The organism is Streptomyces sp. NBC_00057, assembly GCF_045041165.1.
Classification (GTDB): Bacteria; Actinomycetota; Actinomycetes; order Streptomycetales; family Streptomycetaceae; genus Streptomyces.
In genome coordinates this window covers 6,539,572-6,556,654 of sequence record NZ_CP108256.1, presented here as the reverse complement: position 1 = coordinate 6,556,654, position 17,083 = coordinate 6,539,572, and the positions used below count along the sequence as shown (strand labels likewise).

The window sequence follows — 17,083 nt, the reverse complement described above, 5'->3', positions numbered from 1 at the left end:
ATGGCGAGGAAGGCAAACACTGAAGGCGCGGACAGCGCCGAGAACGCGGGGCGGCTCAAGCAGATCGCCCTGACCTACAAGATGACCCGGCGGACCGACCCCAAGATCGGTCTTGTCGTCGCGGGTGTGGGAATCGTCACCTTCGGTGTCCTCCTCGCGGTCGGTTTTCTGATCGACCACCCGATCTACCTGGGCATCCTGGGCTTTTTGCTGGCCCTCCTCGCGATGGCGATCGTCTTCGGACGGCGTGCCGAGCGCGCGGCCTTCGGGCAGATGGAGGGACAGCCTGGCGCTGCGGCGGCAGTGCTGGACCGGGTGGGCCGTGGCTGGACCACGACCCCTGCGGTCGCGATGAACCGCAGCCAGGACGTCGTCCACCGCGCCGTGGGCAAGGCGGGCATCGTCCTGGTCGGCGAGGGCAACCCGAACCGGGTGAAGCTGCTGCTCGCGGCCGAGAAGAAGAAGATGGCACGCATCCTGGTCGACGTACCGGTGCACGACATCGTCGTCGGCAACGACGAGGGCCAGGTGCCGCTCAGGAAGGTGCGCACCAAGATGCTGAAGCTGCCGCGCGTCCTGACCGGCCCGCAGGTGACGGCCGCCAATGACCGGCTGCGCGCGATGGGCGACCTGATGAGCAACATGCCGCTGCCCAAGGGCCCGATGCCGAAGGGCATGCGGATGCCGCGCGGCGGAAAGATGCGCTGACGCCTCCCTCGTACATATCCGCTGTACGCACGAAGAGGGCGGGTTGCGAACCGGTTCGGTTCGCAACCCGCCCTCTCCTCATGCCGTCTGCGGTATCCGTCCTCGGCTCAGATACGCACCTGAACAGCGCGGGCCAGCCGGTCGTGCAGGCCGCGGCCGTCGCGGTCCCAGACCAGGGCCGGAATCGCCAGGCACAGCAGCACACTCCGGACGATCACCCGCCCGAAAGTGAGCCGGCCACCGTTCTCGGCGACGACCCTGATGCCCAGGAGACGCTTGCCGGGCGTGCAGCCGATGGTCCCGACGGTGAGCACACTCAGCACGAGAAAGACGCCGAGCGCCCAGTTCCCGGCCGTCTGCTGGTCACCGCGAGCGAACAGCCCGTATGCGATCACCATGCACAGGACCCAGTCGATGAAGAGCGCACCGAAGCGCCGGCCGAGCGGCGCCACGGATCCCGGCCCGTGCTCGGGCAGACCGAGCCGCTTGCCCCGGTGACCGAAGTCGGCCCCCATCTCCTCGGCGGCCGCGCGCGGCCCGGAGAGCCACGATCCGATTGCTTGCCTATTGTCCACCCGACCACGGTACTGCGCCCGCCCGCGCGCCCTGCCGGGCGGGGGCCGCTACGGGCTGCCGCCCGGCAGGGACGAGGGCCCCGGACCGGCCACAAGGTGCCGCTCGCGCCCGGCTCGGTTAACTTCTGCGAAACAAATGGGTCATGCTTGAGAAATCCGGTCTGCCTATGGTCGGGTCCAGCGTGTGCCACCGCACCGGCCGCACCACGAGCTACAACCCCGTCCCTCCCGGGCCGGGAGTAGGAGGAGTTGGATGTTCCAGAACGCCGACGACGCGAAGAAGTACATCGCCGACGAAGACGTCAAGTTCATCGATGTCCGGTTCTGCGACCTGCCCGGTGTGATGCAGCACGTCACCGTACCGGCGGCAACCTTCGAACCGGCCGACGAGCTCGCCTTCGACGGCTCGTCGATCCGCGGCTTCCAGGCCATCCACGAGTCCGACATGGCGCTGCGCGCGGACCTGTCGACCGCCCGCGTCGACCCGTTCCGCCGTGACAAGACCGTCAACATCAACTTCTTCATCCACGACCCGATCACGGGCGAGCAGTACAGCCGTGACCCGCGGAACGTGGCCAAGAAGGCCGAGGCGTACCTCGCTTCCACCGGCATCGCCGACACCGCGTACTTCGGTCCCGAGGCAGAGTTCTACGTCTTCGACAACGTCCGCTTCCAGACGTCGGCGAACGAGAGCTTCTACCACATCGACTCCGAGGCCGGCGCCTGGAACACCGGGTCGGAAGTGAACAACCGCGGCTACAAGGTCCGCTACAAGGGCGGCTACTTCCCGGTCCCGCCGGTCGACCACTTCGCCGACCTGCGTGCCGAGATGTCCCTGGAGCTGGAGAAGAGCGGTCTTCAGATCGAGCGCCAGCACCACGAGGTCGGCACCGCCGGCCAGGCGGAGATCAACTACAAGTTCAACACGCTGCTCGCCGCGGCCGACGACCTGATGCTCTTCAAGTACATCGTGAAGAACGTCGCCTGGCGCAACGGCAAGACCGCGACCTTCATGCCGAAGCCGATCTTCGGCGACAACGGCTCGGGCATGCACGTCCACCAGTCCCTGTGGGCCGGCGGCGACCCGCTGTTCTACGACGAGCAGGGCTACGCGGGCCTCTCGGACATCGCCCGCTACTACATCGGCGGCATCCTCAAGCACGCCCCGTCACTGCTGGCCTTCACCAACCCGACGGTGAACTCGTACCACCGCCTGGTCCCCGGCTTCGAGGCCCCGGTCAACATGGTGTACTCGCAGCGCAACCGCTCGGCTGCGATGCGCATCCCGATCACGGGCTCGAACCCGAAGGCCAAGCGCGTCGAGTTCCGCGCCCCGGACCCGTCGTCCAACCCGTACCTCGCCTTCTCCGCTCTGCTGATGGCAGGCCTCGACGGCATCAAGAACAAGATCGAGCCCGCCGAGCCGATCGACAAGGACCTCTACGAGCTGGCTCCCGAGGAGCACGCGAACGTCCAGCAGGTCCCGACCTCCCTCCCGGCCGTCCTGGAGGCGCTGGAGGCGGACAACGAGTACCTGCAGGCCGGCGGCGTCTTCACGTCCGACCTGATCGAGACGTGGATCGACTACAAGCGCACCAACGAGATCGCCCCGATCCAGCTGCGCCCGCACCCGCACGAGTTCGAGCTGTACTTCGACCTCTGAGCCGCTGGGTCGACCTCGCTGGGCCCCGAGGCGGGCGGCGTCCAGCGCGGTCGCGTCCGCTGCGGCCCGGCCGCCGGCCTTCAGCCGGGCGAGCCGCACCGTGACGGTGAAGGAGAACAGGCCGGGACCCGTCCCGGCCTGTTCTTCTTTGATCCGCCAGGCCGGCGCTCACCGAACTCGGCCATGGCATCGAAGGCCGCGTCCTTCGCCGGTGAACCCGAACTTCCGTGCATGGCAGCGGTGTCGGGGAACACAGGACGCGAACGCGCCCCACGCGATGGCTGATCGGGCGTCACCCGACTGGATGGGGGAACGGAATTGACCGTCCTCCCAGTGTTCGAGGCCAGGCCATTCTTCCTGGACGGGTCATGCGACGCCCCCCAATCCGCAACCGCACGGGATAAACCTGACACTGCCACTCCCAGGTGAGCGGTCTCGTGTTGCACATCAGCCCTGATGCAACGCTTTCCTTGCACGGACCCATCACAAAGGGGAATCTCATGCAAGGAAAGGCCCGCCGCTGCGACCACGTCGCGGCACCGGGCCCTGCGGCATTGCAGCACGCCGGCGATGGTGATCCAGCAGCAGCCACACACGTCGCAGAGCGCGCATCCAGAAACCGACTATCCTAGGGGAGATGTCCCAGGTAATAAACATCCGCAGTAGTCGCCCAGCAGAGGGGACAACGGATGAATTACGACCAACGGCGAGCGGAGCTCGCGGACTTCCTCAAAAAACGACGGCTGGCCCTTCAGCCGGAAGAGGTCGGCCTTCCGTCGCGAGCATCGCGGCGAACGCCGGGCCTGCGGCGGGAAGATGTCGCCGACCTTGCGGGGATCAGCGCCTGCTGGTACTCCCGCCTCGAACAGGCCCGGGACATCCGGGTCTCCGACCAGGTCCTCAATTCGCTGGCCGAAGCCCTTCGCCTCAGCGCCGATGAGCGCGACTATCTCCTGTCCTTGGCCAACAGGGGCGCCCGTTCCAGCGCGAGCGTTCCCGCGGACGGTGTGTCTCCGGCGCTCCAGCGCATCCTGGACAGCCAGCATCCGCATCCGGCATTCGTTCTCGGTCCTCGATTCAACATTCTTGCGTGGAACCAGGCAAGAACCGATGTCTACGGTGATCTCACCAGAATCCCCCCTGAACACCGGCATATGCTGTGGCTGTTCTTCGGCGGATATATGCGTGAATTGATTCGGAACTGGGAGTCGAGCGCCCGATCCGTACTGGCCGATTTCCGCGCGGCCACCGGATTGTACGTCCACGAACCATGGTTCACCACACTGGTCAGCGAACTGGGGAAGAACAGCCCGGAATTCCAAAAATGGTGGCAGCAGCACGAAATAGAAAGGCACCATGTCACCGCTCGGGAAGTGAGCCATCCTTTCGTCGGCCGTATGGTGCTGGAGGAGAGCGCGCTCATTGTCGACGACTGCTCGGATCGGCGGATCATTCTCGAGATCCCGCAACCCGGCACCGGCACCGAGAACAAGCTGACGGCACTTTCCTGCCGACCTCAGGTAACTGCCCATGAAATGCAGGCAGTTGTGGCGCGATCCACGATCAGTGCCGCAGGGCGGTTCCCACGTCGACCTTGATGTCGCCCGACAGCTTGCGGTTGCTGCGGGCCGTGGCGTCCTTGGAGGCCTTCGGACCGACGTCGTCGACCGTCACCACCACCGTGTCGAGCAGATTGCCGCTCGGGTCACGGAAGTTGATCTGCACGGCGTACGACTTCGCCGAGTCGGCGCTGTTCATCACCGTGACCTTCGCGGTGGCGCGGCCGTCGTGGCCGGTGCTCGGCGTGCCCAGCGTGACGTCGCTCTTGGCGTTCACGCCGTTCTTGAAGCCCTTCAGCTTCTCGCCTGCGGCGGCTGTCGCCGAGGCCACCACGTCGGAACCCCTGGATGCCACCGACGCCGCGGCGGACGCGGCTTCGGACGCCGTGCTGGAGGCGTTGCCACCCTCGTTGGAACAAGCGGCGGCCGTCGACATCACGGCCGCCGTCAGCAGTGCGACCCACAGACCTTGCGCGGCTTTCCTCGTCATCGTGCCTCCCAGTACTGGCCCATCGCCCCAGTCAAAGGGGCGGCGGGCCAGGCCGCATGCCGTGCACGCCGGACGGGTGATGGGCCGGGCCGGAGCGGAGGTCGTACGTCAGGGAGCGGCTGCCCCGTGGAGTCGCGGCGTACCGGGCGACGGCCGAGTCCGGTGGCATGAGCGACCAGGACCCGGGCGGCGTCCCGGACCAGCCATGGACCCAGCCGCAGCCACAGCCCCGTCGGCGACGGCAGTGGCCCCGGGTGGTGCTGGTCGTCGTGCTGGTACTGGCGTGTGCCGTCCGGACGGCCGCGGCGTCCGGGGCCTTTGCCACTGCCACCTGCAGCGGGTTCTGAGCCGGGTGCGGTCGTACGTGCCTGTGCCCCCGGGTTTCCGGAGGCACAGGCTTCGCGTGCGCGAGCAGTCGCTCGTCAGCCGTCAGCGGCCGTAGCGGATCAGGGCGCGGACCATGCGGCAGGTCGTGTCGGACGGCGGGTGGATGCCGATGCGCTCGGCAGTCGTACGTATCTTGTCGTTGGTCGCGGTCGACGGGTAGTAGACGCCCGTGTCGAGCAGGGCGATCGCCAGGCGCATGGCCTTCAGGCGGCGATTGTGCGAGACGTACCACTCGCGGGGCCGGCCCGCGGGGAGCGGCTTCTTCTGCAGGGGCTTGTGGAGCGGCTTGGTCGTGACTGCGGCAACGGCCATGGGCAACCTCCTGGCACGGTCGTGAAACCCTCACGAACTACCTCTATTTTACGGCCCACCACTGACAATCGACGCTGGCCGGACGGGCTTTCACGGTGTCCCTCCCGTACCGTTGACCCCATGGAGATCTGGATCAATCCCGCCTGTTCCAAGTGCCGCAGCGCGGTGCAGCTGCTCGACACGGAGGGCGCCGAGTACACCGTCCGCCGCTATCTGGAGGATGTGCCGTCGCCGGACGAGATCCGGGCCGTGCTCGACCGGCTCGGGCTGGAGCCGTGGGACATCACGCGGACGCAGGAAGCGGACGCGAAGGAGCTCGGACTCAAGGAGTGGCCGCGCGAGGCCGGTTCGAGAGAGCAGTGGATCTCGGCGCTCGCCGGGCATCCGAAGCTGATCCAACGGCCGATCATCACGGCGGACGACGGCACCGCCGTCGTGGCGCGCACGGACGAGGCGGTACGGGACGCCATGGGGCGCTGAGCAACCCGCGCGGCGAGAGCTACCGGGTCATCAGGAAGTCCTCGATCCTGCGGTTCAGTTCGTCGGCCGTCGGCTCGTGCAGCGGCAGGGTGTGGTGCGTCGCGCCGGGAATCGTCGCCGTCTGCGCGTGCGGAAGCAGCCGGGCCGCCGCGGCGGCGACGCGGGCGCCCGTACGGGGCGGGCCGCACCGCCTCCCCGTACCGGCCCGGCCCCATGCCCCGTCTCCCTACACCCCCGCATGCTTCTCCGCCTCGGCCAGCAGTTCCGTCAGGCGTAGTCCGAACCGGACGTCGCAGGGGTGCGGCTCCCCCGTGCGTACCGAGTCGATCAGTGCGTCCACCGCTGCCCGGAAGGAACCGACCGCGTCGCCCCACCGCGGCAGTGTGGCGATTCCCTGTTCGCCTTTGAGTTCGATCTCCGTGCCTACCGCGCCCACCGGAGCCCCCAGTGCGAGCGTCACCGTGCTGGATGCGCCGGAGGTGTGGCGGAGGATCAGGTGGGTGGTGTCGGACGGGCCGCGGGCCGCGGTCAGATGTGTCACGTCGCCCAGTACCGGGATCAGGACCGACAGGACATGCGGGCCGACGTCCCACAGGCCGCCCTTCTCGCGGCGCCAGGGCGAGGCGGCGTACTCGCTGGTCGTGCCGGGGGCGAACAGCGCTCCGATCCACTCGGCGCGGGCGGTGAACCAGCCTTCCAGGGCGGCCTGTTCGGTGATCCAGGCGGATGTCTCGGCCGCGAACCGCAGGGTGCAGAAGACGACGGACGCGACCCCGGCCTGCTCGACGGCGCGGGCGACCTCGCGAGCTCCGGCGACGGTGGTCGCCACGGGCTTGTCCATCAGCAGATGACGGCCGGTGGCCGCGGCGCGGGCGGCGAGCGGGGCCTGGATGTCCGGCGGCACGGCGAACGCGACGGCGTCGCTGGCCGCGAAGAGCTCGTCGATGCCCTCCTCATCGGTGTACGCCGTGGTGCCGTGGGCGGCGGCCAGCGCGTTCGCGGCCTCGGGGCGGCGGCCCCACACGCCGCTCAGTGCGACGCCGGGGTGGGCGGCGAGGGCTGGGGCCTGGGTGTTCCGGGCCCAGGGGCCCGTGCCGACGAGGCCGATGCGCAGGGGGGTCGCGGGAAGTGTCGTCATGGGGCAAGTCTGCCGGGTTCGCCGCCGCGCCGGTGGCGGAGTTCGCGGCGCGGATTTCCGATGGACCGCATCTGCGGACGCTCGCCGGTCTTCGGGCGGCGGCGCGGGCGCAGGAGCGGGAGTGGGCCGAGACGCACGACACCCTGTTCGCGCGTGAGCTGCTGGACACCTCGTACGCCTTCGACCGGGTGTACCGGATGGGCTCGTTCACACTGTGGCGGTTCCTGCCGCCGTTCCTGCGCAATGGGGAGGGGCGGCACATCGGTGAGACGATCACCGATCACAAGGGGCAGGTCGCGTATCTGAAGACGTTCCGACTGTCCGAGGCCCAGATCAGGCGTGGTCATCTGCTGCACCGGCTCTCCGACGCGGACTGGCGGCTCGCGCAGGCGGCCGTGGCGCTGGGCACCACCGAGGAGGAACTGGTGCGCCGGATCCGTGCCGCCGGTTTCGAGTCGCTGCTCAGGGCCCGCGCATAACGCAGAAAACCTCGGTAACACGAGGTTCACATTCGGGCAACGGACGGGTGAGAGAGGCCTGCTGCGCCGTCGCGTTCTCTGGTTCAATGGGGGCATGGCCAGCATCCAGTACACCTCGACAGGTCGCAGCGACCTCGAACCGTTCTGGCCGTCCCGTCAGCACCACGACTTCGACCGGGTGTGTTGCCGCGCGTTGAACGCGCAGGCCCTCTAAAGCCGCTCACCCGGCCTTCGGTCCGCGCGCACGCAAGCAAGTCCGTCCATCGACGACTCCTTCGCGCGAAAGAGCTGACCCTCATGGCGAACACTCGTTCCTTCTCCGCCGCAGCCGCTGCCACCGCGGCGCCTTCGGCGACCGCTGCGGCCACCACCTCCGCCCTCTCCCTCTCCCCCAACCGCCACCGGCTGCGCGCCGTCGACCCCGATGAGGTCGTCCAACCGGCCGATGTGGCCGGGTTCCTGCCGCCGGGTGCCACCTGGCTGCCCGCACCCCAGCACACCGTTCCGGCGCTGCCGGGCCGGCCACCGATGATCGGCTACCTGGTGCTCGTACCGGCCGATCAGCAGTCGGCCGTCACCGCGGCTGCCGCTGCGGCCGCCCAGTACGTGGTGCCGTCGCCGGTGGAGGACCCGTCCGCGGGTCCGGTGCGCATCGACCCCGTACAGCGCACCGCGACGGTGGACGGGAACACGCTCGACCTCACCTTCCTGGAGTTCGAGCTGCTCGCCCATCTGGTCACACACCCGCACCGGGTGCACACCCGCGACCAGTTGGTGACCACGGTCTGGGGCTACGGACATGTGGGCGACGGACGCACCGTGGACGTCCATGTCGCCCGGCTGCGCCGCAAGCTGGGCGCCGAGCACCGCCGGTCGATCCAGACGGTGCGGCGTGTCGGCTACAAGTACGCCCCCTGACGGCGCTGAAGGCGCATGAGAGCGGCCCTGGTCCGGTATGTACCGGACCAGGGCCGCTTCGTCTGCCGGGTCAGCCACGCAGCCCCGAACCCACCGGAGCCTCGGCCGGCCCCGTCCCCCTGCCCGTCTCCCGCTCGCCGTGCTCCAGGCCCGGCAGTCGGGTCAGTCCGCGCGGGGTCCGCCAGTTCCGCTCCCCCAGCAGCGCCATCACGGAGGGCAGCAGGACCATCCGTACGATCGTGGCGTCCAGCAGCACAGCGACAGCGAGGCCGACGCCCATCTGCTGCATGTCCTGCATCGACAGCGTCCCGAAGACCGCGAACACCGCGACCATGATCACGGCCGCGCCGGTCACCGCCCCCGCCGTCCGCCGGATGCCCTCGTCGATCGCGGCCCGGGTGTGCAGACCGCGGTCGCGGGCCTCACGGATCCGGGAGACCACGAACACGTGGTAGTCCATGGAGAGTCCGAACAGGACGACAAGGACGAACAGCGGAATCCACGCCTCGATCGCGCCGACCCCTTCCGAGCCGATCAGCGAGGCCCCCCAGCCGTGCTGGAAGACGGCGACCATCACTCCGTACGCGGCGGCCACGGAGAGCAGGTTGAGCAGGATCGAGGTCACGGCGATGACGTACGAGCGGAAGCAGAACAGCATCAGCAGGAAGGTCACCGCCGTGATGAACGCGAAGACGGGGACGATGCCGCGCTCCAGCTGGTCGTTGAAGTCGACGGACCCGGCGATCTCCCCGGTCACGTACGCCTGGGCCCCGGTCCCGTCGAACGCGGCGGGCAACCGCTCCTTGCGGAGCTCGGAAAGGCCGGCCTTGCCGTCGGGGAGCGGAACCTCGATCTCCGCGACGTTCTGCGCCTTGTGGACGGTCACCTTGTCGAAGCCGTCGAACGCCTTGCGCAGTGCGGGCGCCTCGATGTTGTCGGCCTTGACCACCACCAGCGCCGGAGCTGGGCCACCGGGGAAGCTCTCATTGATCTGCCGGTAGGCGACCGACAGCTGCGAGTCCGAGCCGAACTGCTTCTCCAGACCCAGCTGTTCGGTCTTCATGCCGAGGGCGGGCGCGGCCAGGGCGAGCAGCACGACGACCGAGGCGACCGCGAAGATCTTCGGCCTGGACAGGACGGGCTTCAGCACCGTGCCGGCGAGCCCGCCACTGGTGCGTGCGCGCCGGCTGCCCCGCCGGTTGAGGAGCGGCACACGTCCCGCGTCGATCCGGTCGCCCAGCCAGGACAGCAGCGCGGGCAGCACCGTCACCGAGCCCAGCATCGCGATGAAGACCACGATGATCGTGGCGAGGGCGAAGCCCTTGAACAGCATCAGTCCGGACAGGAACATGCCGGCCATCGCGACCATGACCGTGAGCCCGGAGACGAGCACGGCCCGGCCGCTGGTCGCTGCCGCGATCCGCAGCGCCGTCTCGGCATCGCGTCCCGCCGCCCGCTCGTCGCGCTCGCGCCGCAGGTAGAAGAGGCAGTAGTCGACGCCGACGGCGAAGCCCATCAGGAACATCACGGAGTACGTGGTCTGGAACAGGTGCAGTTGGTGGCTGGCGAGCGACAGCAGTCCGAAGGCGGCCATGCACGCGGTCAGTGCCAGCCCGACGGGGAGCAGCGCCGCGACGACGGCGCCGAAGGCGACCAGCAGAATACCCAGGGCCAGGGGTACGGCGGTGAACTCGGCCTTCTTGAAATCCTCCGAGAGCAGATCGCCGAGCCACTTCCCGGCACTGGCTTCGCCGAACTGGTGGATGGTGACGTCGGGATGGTCCGCACGGACGGCGGAGACGGCGTCGAGCACGGGCTGCACCCTGTCCGGCGCCGTCGCCGCGTCCCCCTTCATGTCAAAGGTGATCAGCGCGTCCTTGCCGTCCTCGGAAGGGATCGGCGCCGCGAGGTTCGCCACCTCGCCGGTCTTCCCCATGGCGGCGGAGACCTCGCGGGCTGCGCCCTGCCAGTCACCCGCCTTCGCGGTGGACACCATGACCAGCTCGCCGGCGGGCTGCCCCAGCCCGGCGTCGTCGAGGATCTGTTCGGCCCGCGCCGAATCACCCGCGGCGTTCTCCGAGTCGGTCATCTCGACCAGACCGGATGCGCCGCCGATGCCTGCGGCGAGCACGACGAAGAGCAGCCAGCCGAGAATGGCGGTCTTGCGGTGGTGTGCGCTCCACACACCGATGCGTGCCGCGAGGTTGCGCCTCATGGCGTGTTCGCCCCCAGAAGTCAGACGGAATCAGATGGAAGTGGAAGAAATGCGAGGAAGTAAGAGGAAGTCGACGTCGAATGCGTCGTCGATGAATCTAGGAACGGGACGCCGCGCGCCCCAGCCGCCGAAACCCCCTCTCGCGGAGCCGTAGGGCGAGGTCGGCAGGGTGGTGCTGGGTACACCCCGCCCGGGTGGCGAAACGGCTGACGCCCGGGGAGCCCACCGGGTGAGACTGTCTGCGGACGAGCCCGATACCGGGGCCGGCGAGGGGAGATGGACCGAGATGAACGCGATACGGGCCCGGGTACGGGGCGCGCTGCTGGCCGCCGGGCGGGGAGCCGTGCTGTCGATCGCCAGCCTGGCCGGGTCGATCACTCTCTTCGTATGGACGGTGCTCTCCATCGCCTTCATCCCGCTGGGCATCGGTCTGGTCACCACCCCCTACGTGCTGGAGCTGGTCCGCAAGCACGCCAACCGGCGCCGGCTGCTCGCGGTCACCTGGTCCGACGTCCGCATTCCGGTCCCGTACCGCCCCTTCCCGAAGGATCTGCGCACCGGATTCACCGGGCAGGTGGAGCGGACCACGCTGCTGCTGAAGGACCCGGCGACCTGGCGGGACATCCGGTGGCTGCTGGTCGACATGACGGCCGGCTATGTGGTGTCGATCGTGGCCGGTGCGCTGCTGCTCTACCCGGTGGAGGGCTTCGTCCTGGCGGCGGGCCTGTGGCGGGTCTTCACCGACGACCGTTACTGGTACGCGTTCGTTCCGGTCGACAGCCAGGCGTCGGGGCTTGCCGCCGCCGCGCTCGGTATGGTGCTCTTCGCGACCGGCGTGCTGGTCAGTGAACGGCTGCTGCGGCTGCACTTCGTGATCGCCCGCTCAGTGCTGGCCCCCACCCATGAGCAGGAGCTGGCCCGGCGCATCGACCGCCTGACCGAGACCCGGCACGAGGCCGTGGACACCGCGGCCTTTGAACTGCGGCGCATCGAGCGCGACCTGCACGACGGTGCGCAGGCCCGGCTGGTCGCCATGGGCATGAACCTGGGCACCGTGGAGGCGCTCATCGAGAAGGATCCGGCGCAGGCGAAGAAGCTCCTCGCCATGGCCCGCGAGTCATCGGCCGAAGCCCTCACGGAGCTGCGCGATCTGGTCCGGGGCATCCATCCGCCGGTCCTCGCCGAACGCGGACTCGGGGACGCGGTCAGGGCGTTGGCGCTGCGACTGCCCTTCGAGTCGGAGGTCCAGGTGGAGCTGAGCGGCCGGGCGGACGCCGCGATCGAGTCGGCCGCGTACTTCGCGGTGAGCGAGACGCTGACGAACGCCGCCAAACACTCGGGGGCCGACCGCGTCTGGGTGGACATCCGCCACGCGGACGCCGCGCTACGGGTCTCCGTCACGGACAACGGCAGGGGCGGTGCGGCGGTCGGATCCGGCTCGGGCCTGAGCGGAATCGAACGCCGACTCGGTACATTCGACGGCATCATGGCCGTCAGCAGCCCCGCGGGCGGTCCCACCATGGTGACCATGGAGATCCCTTGCGAGTTGTCCTAGCCGAAGATCTCTTCCTGCTGCGCGACGGGCTGGTCCGCCTACTGGAGGCGTACGACTTCGAGATCGCGGCGGCTGTGGAGACGGGGCCCGAACTGACCCGGGCCCTGGCCGAGTTGGAGCCGGACGTCGCGGTCGTCGACGTCCGGCTCCCACCGTCCCACACGGACGAGGGCCTGCAGTGCGCGCTGGCGGCCCGGCAGGCCAGGCCGGGGCTGCCGGTGCTCGTGCTCTCGCAGCATGTTGAGCAGCTGTACGCGCGCGAGCTGCTGGCGGACGGCAACGGGGGCATCGGCTATCTGCTCAAGGACCGGGTCTTCGACGCGGAGCAGTTCATCGATGCGGTACGCAGGGTCGCCGCGGGCGGCACCGCGATGGACCCGCAGGTGATCTCGCAGTTGTTGTCGCGGCGTTCGCAGGACAAGCCGATGGGCGGGCTGACCCCGCGTGAACTGGAGGTCATGGAACTGATGGCACAGGGCCGTTCGAACGCGGCGATCGCCTCGCAGATGGTGATCACGGAGCGGGCGGTGGCCAAGCACACCTCGAACATTTTCGGGAAGCTCGGCCTGCCGCCGTCCGACGACGACAACCGCCGTGTTCTCGCGGTGCTCGCCTATCTGGACCGGGGCTGAATCACACCGTTCCGCCCCGGAAGGCCGTGCGACCCCGGCGGGGTCGCACGGCCACAGGGGTTACGGAGCGGTGCTCAGGTGCGGCGTCGTGGCCCCCCGGATGCCGGCCGGGCCTGAGCGAGACGTCGGCCTCGGCCGGGTACCACTGGAGATAGTTGACCGCCGGGTCGAGGATCTCGGCATCGCAAGGCCCGAGCGCAACCCCGACGCCGCCTCAGTCGTTGAACCACCCCGGCGCATCGAGCCGGAACGCGCTCGCGGGCGCCATCGCACGCAGATCGGCCTCCATCGCCCGCACCCGATCGGCACCCAGCACCCGGACCCACTCGGCGCGCAGCCGGTCGAATCCCTCGGCCGATCTGACCAGGACGTCGATGCCCCGCGCGGTCAGCCGGACCAGCTTGCGCCGGCCGTCGCGGGGATCGTCGACGCGCTCCACGTACCCGAGACCTTCGAGCTTCTCGACGGTCTTCCCGGCGGCCTGCTTGGAGACCCCGAGCCGTCGGCCGATCTCGCTGGCCGTCGCACCGTCACGGCCGACGGCCTGGAGCGCGAAGCCGTACGCGGGCCGCACGTCGCGGTGGCCGTGCTCGGCCAGCTCGCGGTGCAACTCGTCGATGATCGACCGGAATCCGGCGAACAGCAGCAGGGGCAGCTCGAAGCCCGCCCCGTCACCCGGGGACGACCGCGCGCCCGGCTCGACCCCTCGCTCAGCCATGGTGAAACTCGACAACCTGGTTTACCTTTTCGTCAATCACGTTGTCGATTTTAGCGCGAGCATCCACCAGGAGAGGTCAGCCATGTCCGCATCCGCGTTCCCCGACCACACCCTCGAATCCGCCCCCGCCGCCGCCCGCCGCACCATGGAGGCGGTGACGAAGAAGCAGGGCTATCTGCCCGCCGGCGTCGCCCGGCTCGCCGCATCACCGGAGCTGCTCGACGGCTTCCTGAAAATCAGCGCCATCTTCGAGTCCTCCACCCTGGACCCGCTCTCCCGAGAGGTCCTGATCATGACGATGGCGACCCGCAACGACTGCCACGTCTGTGTGGCGATGCATACCGCGAAGCTCACCGCACTCGGTGCGGATCCCGAGCTGATCGCAGCACTGCGCGAGCCGGAGGCACGCACCCTGCCGGATGAACGACTCGAATCCGTAAGACAGTTCACCCTGTCGGTGATCGCGACGTCCGGAGCCGTCGACGACGAGACGCTCCAGGCGTTCCTGGCGCACGGGTACACCGCCCGCAACGCGCTGGAAGTGGTCCTGGGCATCGGCGCGTACACGATGTCGACGCTGGGCAACCGGATGACCGGGGCGCCGCTGGATCCCCAAATGGTGGCCTTCGCCTGAGACTTGGGCATTCCATCCGGTTCAAGGACGGAGCTTCCCACGAATTCCGCGACCGAGTGAACGGACCGCACGCCGGTGCTGTACGGGCGACACGCGCGCGAGGAACGGCGGGAGCGGGTTGCGCGGCACGGTCGAGTTCAGTGGAAAACAGCTGTCGTGAGGGGGTGCCCGGTGCATCGCACATGAGCGCACCGGGGTGACCATCGCACGATTCGCTCGTTCTGTTGAACGTGCGCCCACTGCCAGAGGTACCTTCCGCAGCCGCCCCGGCCGATGTGGAGCATGCCGGAGCCGCGCTCGTCGAGCACTATCCGCGACTGGTCCGGCTCGGCTATCTCGTACTGCCGCCGTCCCTCGGCTGCCATCGCCGTGTTCTGACGGCGCACGCCCTGGCCCAGCGGGCGCTGCTGTCGGGGCGCAGGGCAGGGTGTGTGGCCGAGGGCCGCGTCCCACCACCACGCAGGTCCGCCGGTGCGGTGGTGGTGGACCCGTCCTTTGCGTACGTCTGCGGGAAGGTGCTGCGTGGGGCGCTGGAGGCGGGCCGTCCACTGCGCCGCGTCCGGGTGACACCCCTCCTCCCGCTGGTGTGGGGGCTGCGGCTGTTCCCGCATTCCGGTGGATCGGATGAACTCACCCTGGAACAGGCCCTGTCGGCCCTCTCCGCTCCCGCCCGCGCCGCCTGCGTGCTGCGCGGACTGGAGCGGCTGCCCGATGCGGAGGTGCGGCGGGTGCTCGCCGCTGCCGGGGTGGCAAACCCGCATGCGGCGCTCGCTGAGGCGGAGGGCGTCAAGGCTCCGTACGCGCTGCTCGGCTCCCCGGAGTTCGACCCCTGCTCGCTCCAGGCCCGCCCACCGGATCTGCTGCGCCGCCGACAGCACGCGAAGGCAGCGGTGGCGGCCGTCGCGGCGCTGCTGGTGTGCGGGGCGCTGCTGGGGCTGCCGGTCAACGGCTGGGGGCGTGACACTCCGCCCGTATCGCCGTACACCCGCAACGCCGCCGCCGAACAGGCCCTGGATCCGGGCGCGTTGCACCGGGTGTCCGCAACGTTCTGGCGGCGCTCGCCCCGTACCGATTTCACCTCCTGGCCCACCCGTGGCGACCGCGCCAAAGACACCCGGCTGCTGCGCCGAGCGCTCACCGTATGGGCGCATCCGGACGGCGCGGTGCGTGCGTCGGCGACTCCGAGGACACCTGTCGGCCCGCCGATGGGTGCGCCGCAGCTGCTGTACGCGGGTGAGGTGGACCGGGCGACGGTGGTGCTGTTCTACGACGGGCTGCGCATCGTGCGGTACGCGGAGCCGCGTGACGCCTCTCCGGCCGAAGGCGTGACGCTCGACTTCGCCCGGGTCGACGGTGCGGACAGGGCCTCGGCCGGCGCCCTGATCGCGGGCCGTACGCGCGACCGGGTCCGCTACCTCACCGCGCCCTGGGTGCATGCGGTCTCCGTACGGAATCTGCTCGCGCCGGGCAGCGCCCCGCAGCCGCTGCGCCGCACCCCCGACGGCGTGACCGCCGCGCTGACCAGCCCGGCGACGGCCAGGAGTTGCCGCGCCTGGGATGCGATCGAGCTGCGCGACGGCTCGGCGACGCGTCTGATGACGGACCTCGGCGAGCTGGCCCCCGCCCGGCTGACGTCGGGCCCGCCGTCCGCGGCGCACGATGTCTCCGGGCGGGCGGAGCGGGACAGCTGGGCGCGGACCGCCTGCCTGCTGCCCTCGGTCCGTTCGCACGGCGTACGGTCGGTGAACTCCTGGCAGTACGCCGAGCAGTTGCTGCCCGAGGACAGCGGCTCCGCGCACTGGCTCTGTACCAGGGCGGAGACCTGGCGCGGCACCGGAAGCCGGGTACTCGCCCAGTTCCAGGCCCCGTCGGCACCGTCCGTCGCAACGGGCGGCCCGCCCGGGGCGGTCGCGGCCCGGGCCGAGGACACACCGGCCTGCGGGATGCGCGATCCACGGGTGCTGGCCGGGGTGCTGTGGAGGTCACACGGCGGACGCTGGTACGTACTGGCCGCGGGCAGCGAGCAGTTCGCCTCGCTGACCACCTCGGGCGGGGTGGAGGGGCGGTCCGACAGCCGTCTCCTCGCCGTACCGGCCAGGGCGGGCGACCGGGCGCGGCTGAACGGGACGCTGACGGACGGCAGTCGGGTGGGCGCCCTGCGCTGACGCCCGGGCTTCTTTGGGGGTCAGGAATTTTGAGGGCACTGTTCAGCGAGTGCTGTCCTGCCTGCCTGCGAGCAACAGCTGCTGGAGTGTCCATCCGCGCCCCCGCGGATCGAGCGGGCGAGTGGCCGCGCTGAAGATCTCCGCTGCGCGGCGGTACGAGAGGCGGCCACGGCTGGTGGTGAACAGCGGCCCGTCCACTCGGCCGAGCACCAGCAGGGGGAGCAGCCGGGCCGTGCCTTCGCCCCAGCGCAGGGTCGGGTCCGCGCACTGCTGTACGGAGGGGGTGCGGTGGCCGGCGGCCTGGTCATGCTCGGCCGCCGGCCGCGCCGACCGCTCCTTGTGGCCACGGTGGCCACGCTCGGCTGGTCACTGCCGTCCGCCGCCCTCGCCACTGATCGGTCGCTGCCATGGCTCTGGCACCGCGCTGGTCGCAGGCGCCGGATCGGCAGTCTGCG

Annotated in this window: 15 protein-coding genes and 1 pseudogene; 10 read left to right on the top strand and 6 right to left on the bottom strand. The window is 69.7% G+C overall.

Annotation, left to right across the window (positions count from 1 at the left end; all coding sequences use genetic code 11):
* Positions 1-708, top strand: a complete 708-nt coding sequence (locus OG953_RS30905) for a DUF4191 domain-containing protein (RefSeq protein ID WP_405688439.1) — start codon at positions 1-3, stop codon at positions 706-708.
* Positions 709-815: 107 nt separating this feature from the next.
* Here OG953_RS30905 and OG953_RS30900 read toward each other — a convergent pair whose 3' ends face one another.
* Positions 816-1,283, bottom strand: a complete 468-nt coding sequence (locus OG953_RS30900; protein WP_383081109.1) for an RDD family protein — start codon at positions 1,281-1,283, stop codon at positions 816-818.
* A gap of 253 nt (positions 1,284-1,536) precedes the next feature.
* Between OG953_RS30900 and glnA the strand changes: the two genes are divergently transcribed.
* A complete protein-coding gene (gene glnA / locus OG953_RS30895; protein WP_405688437.1) occupies positions 1,537-2,946 on the top strand; it encodes a type I glutamate--ammonia ligase in 1,410 nt (469 codons plus the stop codon).
* Between the two features lie 689 nt (positions 2,947-3,635).
* Positions 3,636-4,544, top strand: a complete 909-nt coding sequence (locus OG953_RS30890; RefSeq protein ID WP_405688435.1) for a helix-turn-helix transcriptional regulator — start codon at positions 3,636-3,638, stop codon at positions 4,542-4,544.
* Here the strand turns inward: OG953_RS30890 and OG953_RS30885 are convergent.
* Both OG953_RS30885 and OG953_RS30880 read right to left on the bottom strand, forming a co-directional pair.
* Complete coding sequence (locus OG953_RS30885; RefSeq protein WP_405688432.1) at positions 4,510-4,995, bottom strand: hypothetical protein; 486 nt, start codon at positions 4,993-4,995, stop codon at positions 4,510-4,512. The two genes, OG953_RS30890 and OG953_RS30885, sit on opposite strands and share 35 nt — an antisense overlap.
* Before the next feature lie 429 nt (positions 4,996-5,424).
* The gene (locus OG953_RS30880) at positions 5,425-5,694 is read right to left on the bottom strand and encodes a hypothetical protein (RefSeq protein WP_093897585.1); all 270 of its coding nucleotides are present in this window, start codon (positions 5,692-5,694) and stop codon (positions 5,425-5,427) included.
* Positions 5,695-5,814: 120 nt separating this feature from the next.
* Here OG953_RS30880 and OG953_RS30875 point away from each other — a divergent pair, with 120 nt between their 5' ends.
* Positions 5,815-6,174, top strand: coding sequence for an arsenate reductase family protein (locus OG953_RS30875; protein ID WP_405688430.1), 360 nt, complete (start codon positions 5,815-5,817; stop codon positions 6,172-6,174).
* A gap of 226 nt (positions 6,175-6,400) precedes the next feature.
* On the opposite strand, the gene OG953_RS30870 is transcribed toward OG953_RS30875, so the two are convergent.
* Positions 6,401-7,312 carry a Gfo/Idh/MocA family protein gene (locus OG953_RS30870; RefSeq protein WP_405688428.1) on the bottom strand — a complete coding sequence of 304 codons (912 nt, stop codon included), beginning with the start codon at positions 7,310-7,312 and terminating at the stop codon, positions 6,401-6,403.
* Between the two features lie 26 nt (positions 7,313-7,338).
* Here OG953_RS30870 and OG953_RS30865 point away from each other — a divergent pair.
* Both OG953_RS30865 and OG953_RS30860 read left to right on the top strand, forming a co-directional pair.
* A pseudogene (locus OG953_RS30865) lies at positions 7,339-7,791 on the top strand (ARPP-2 domain-containing protein); the annotation flags it as partial.
* 297 nt (positions 7,792-8,088) lie between these two features.
* Positions 8,089-8,709 carry a winged helix-turn-helix domain-containing protein gene (locus OG953_RS30860; protein WP_405688427.1) on the top strand — a complete coding sequence of 207 codons (621 nt, stop codon included), beginning with the start codon at positions 8,089-8,091 and terminating at the stop codon, positions 8,707-8,709.
* 70 nt (positions 8,710-8,779) lie between these two features.
* Here the strand turns inward: OG953_RS30860 and OG953_RS30855 are convergent, their stop codons facing one another.
* Positions 8,780-10,924: an MMPL family transporter gene (locus OG953_RS30855; RefSeq protein ID WP_405688426.1), complete on the bottom strand. Its 2,145-nt coding sequence runs from the start codon at positions 10,922-10,924 to the stop codon at positions 8,780-8,782.
* 286 nt (positions 10,925-11,210) lie between these two features.
* On the opposite strand from OG953_RS30855, the gene OG953_RS30850 reads away from it, so the two are divergent.
* Both OG953_RS30850 and OG953_RS30845 read left to right on the top strand, forming a co-directional pair.
* The gene (locus OG953_RS30850; protein ID WP_405692157.1) at positions 11,211-12,479 is read left to right on the top strand and encodes a sensor histidine kinase; all 1,269 of its coding nucleotides are present in this window, start codon (positions 11,211-11,213) and stop codon (positions 12,477-12,479) included.
* The gene (locus OG953_RS30845) at positions 12,464-13,111 is read left to right on the top strand and encodes a LuxR C-terminal-related transcriptional regulator (protein ID WP_385131051.1); all 648 of its coding nucleotides are present in this window, start codon (positions 12,464-12,466) and stop codon (positions 13,109-13,111) included. The genes OG953_RS30850 and OG953_RS30845 overlap by 16 nt, the downstream gene beginning before the upstream one ends.
* A 214-nt stretch (positions 13,112-13,325) precedes the next feature.
* Here OG953_RS30845 and OG953_RS30840 read toward each other — a convergent pair whose 3' ends face one another.
* Positions 13,326-13,829: a MarR family winged helix-turn-helix transcriptional regulator gene (locus tag OG953_RS30840; protein ID WP_405688423.1), complete on the bottom strand. Its 504-nt coding sequence runs from the start codon at positions 13,827-13,829 to the stop codon at positions 13,326-13,328.
* Positions 13,830-13,911: 82 nt separating this feature from the next.
* On the opposite strand from OG953_RS30840, the gene OG953_RS30835 reads away from it, so the two are divergent.
* Both OG953_RS30835 and OG953_RS30830 read left to right on the top strand, forming a co-directional pair.
* Positions 13,912-14,463: a carboxymuconolactone decarboxylase family protein gene (locus OG953_RS30835; RefSeq protein ID WP_405688421.1), complete on the top strand. Its 552-nt coding sequence runs from the start codon at positions 13,912-13,914 to the stop codon at positions 14,461-14,463.
* A gap of 230 nt (positions 14,464-14,693) precedes the next feature.
* A complete protein-coding gene (locus OG953_RS30830; protein WP_405692156.1) occupies positions 14,694-16,628 on the top strand; it encodes a hypothetical protein in 1,935 nt (644 codons plus the stop codon).
* Positions 16,629-17,083: the final 455 nt, after the last annotated feature.

Bases quoted from the DNA above. Each gene is read 5' to 3' on its own strand.
- OG953_RS30885 (WP_405688432.1), bottom strand. From the start codon at position 4,995: ATGACGAGGAAAGCCGCGCAAGGTCTGTGGGTCGCACTGCTGACGGCG.
- OG953_RS30850 (WP_405692157.1), top strand. From the start codon at position 11,211: ATGAACGCGATACGGGCCCGGGTACGGGGCGCGCTGCTGGCCGCCGGG.
- OG953_RS30880 (WP_093897585.1), bottom strand. From the start codon at position 5,694: ATGGCCGTTGCCGCAGTCACGACCAAGCCGCTCCACAAGCCCCTGCAG.
- OG953_RS30860 (WP_405688427.1), top strand. From the start codon at position 8,089: ATGGCGAACACTCGTTCCTTCTCCGCCGCAGCCGCTGCCACCGCGGCG.
- OG953_RS30840 (WP_405688423.1), bottom strand. From the start codon at position 13,829: ATGGCTGAGCGAGGGGTCGAGCCGGGCGCGCGGTCGTCCCCGGGTGAC.
- OG953_RS30890 (WP_405688435.1), top strand. From the start codon at position 3,636: ATGAATTACGACCAACGGCGAGCGGAGCTCGCGGACTTCCTCAAAAAA.
- OG953_RS30835 (WP_405688421.1), top strand. From the start codon at position 13,912: ATGTCCGCATCCGCGTTCCCCGACCACACCCTCGAATCCGCCCCCGCC.
- OG953_RS30875 (WP_405688430.1), top strand. From the start codon at position 5,815: ATGGAGATCTGGATCAATCCCGCCTGTTCCAAGTGCCGCAGCGCGGTG.
- glnA (WP_405688437.1), top strand. From the start codon at position 1,537: ATGTTCCAGAACGCCGACGACGCGAAGAAGTACATCGCCGACGAAGAC.
- OG953_RS30870 (WP_405688428.1), bottom strand. From the start codon at position 7,312: ATGACGACACTTCCCGCGACCCCCCTGCGCATCGGCCTCGTCGGCACG.
- OG953_RS30905 (WP_405688439.1), top strand. From the start codon at position 1: ATGGCGAGGAAGGCAAACACTGAAGGCGCGGACAGCGCCGAGAACGCG.
- OG953_RS30855 (WP_405688426.1), bottom strand. From the start codon at position 10,924: ATGAGGCGCAACCTCGCGGCACGCATCGGTGTGTGGAGCGCACACCAC.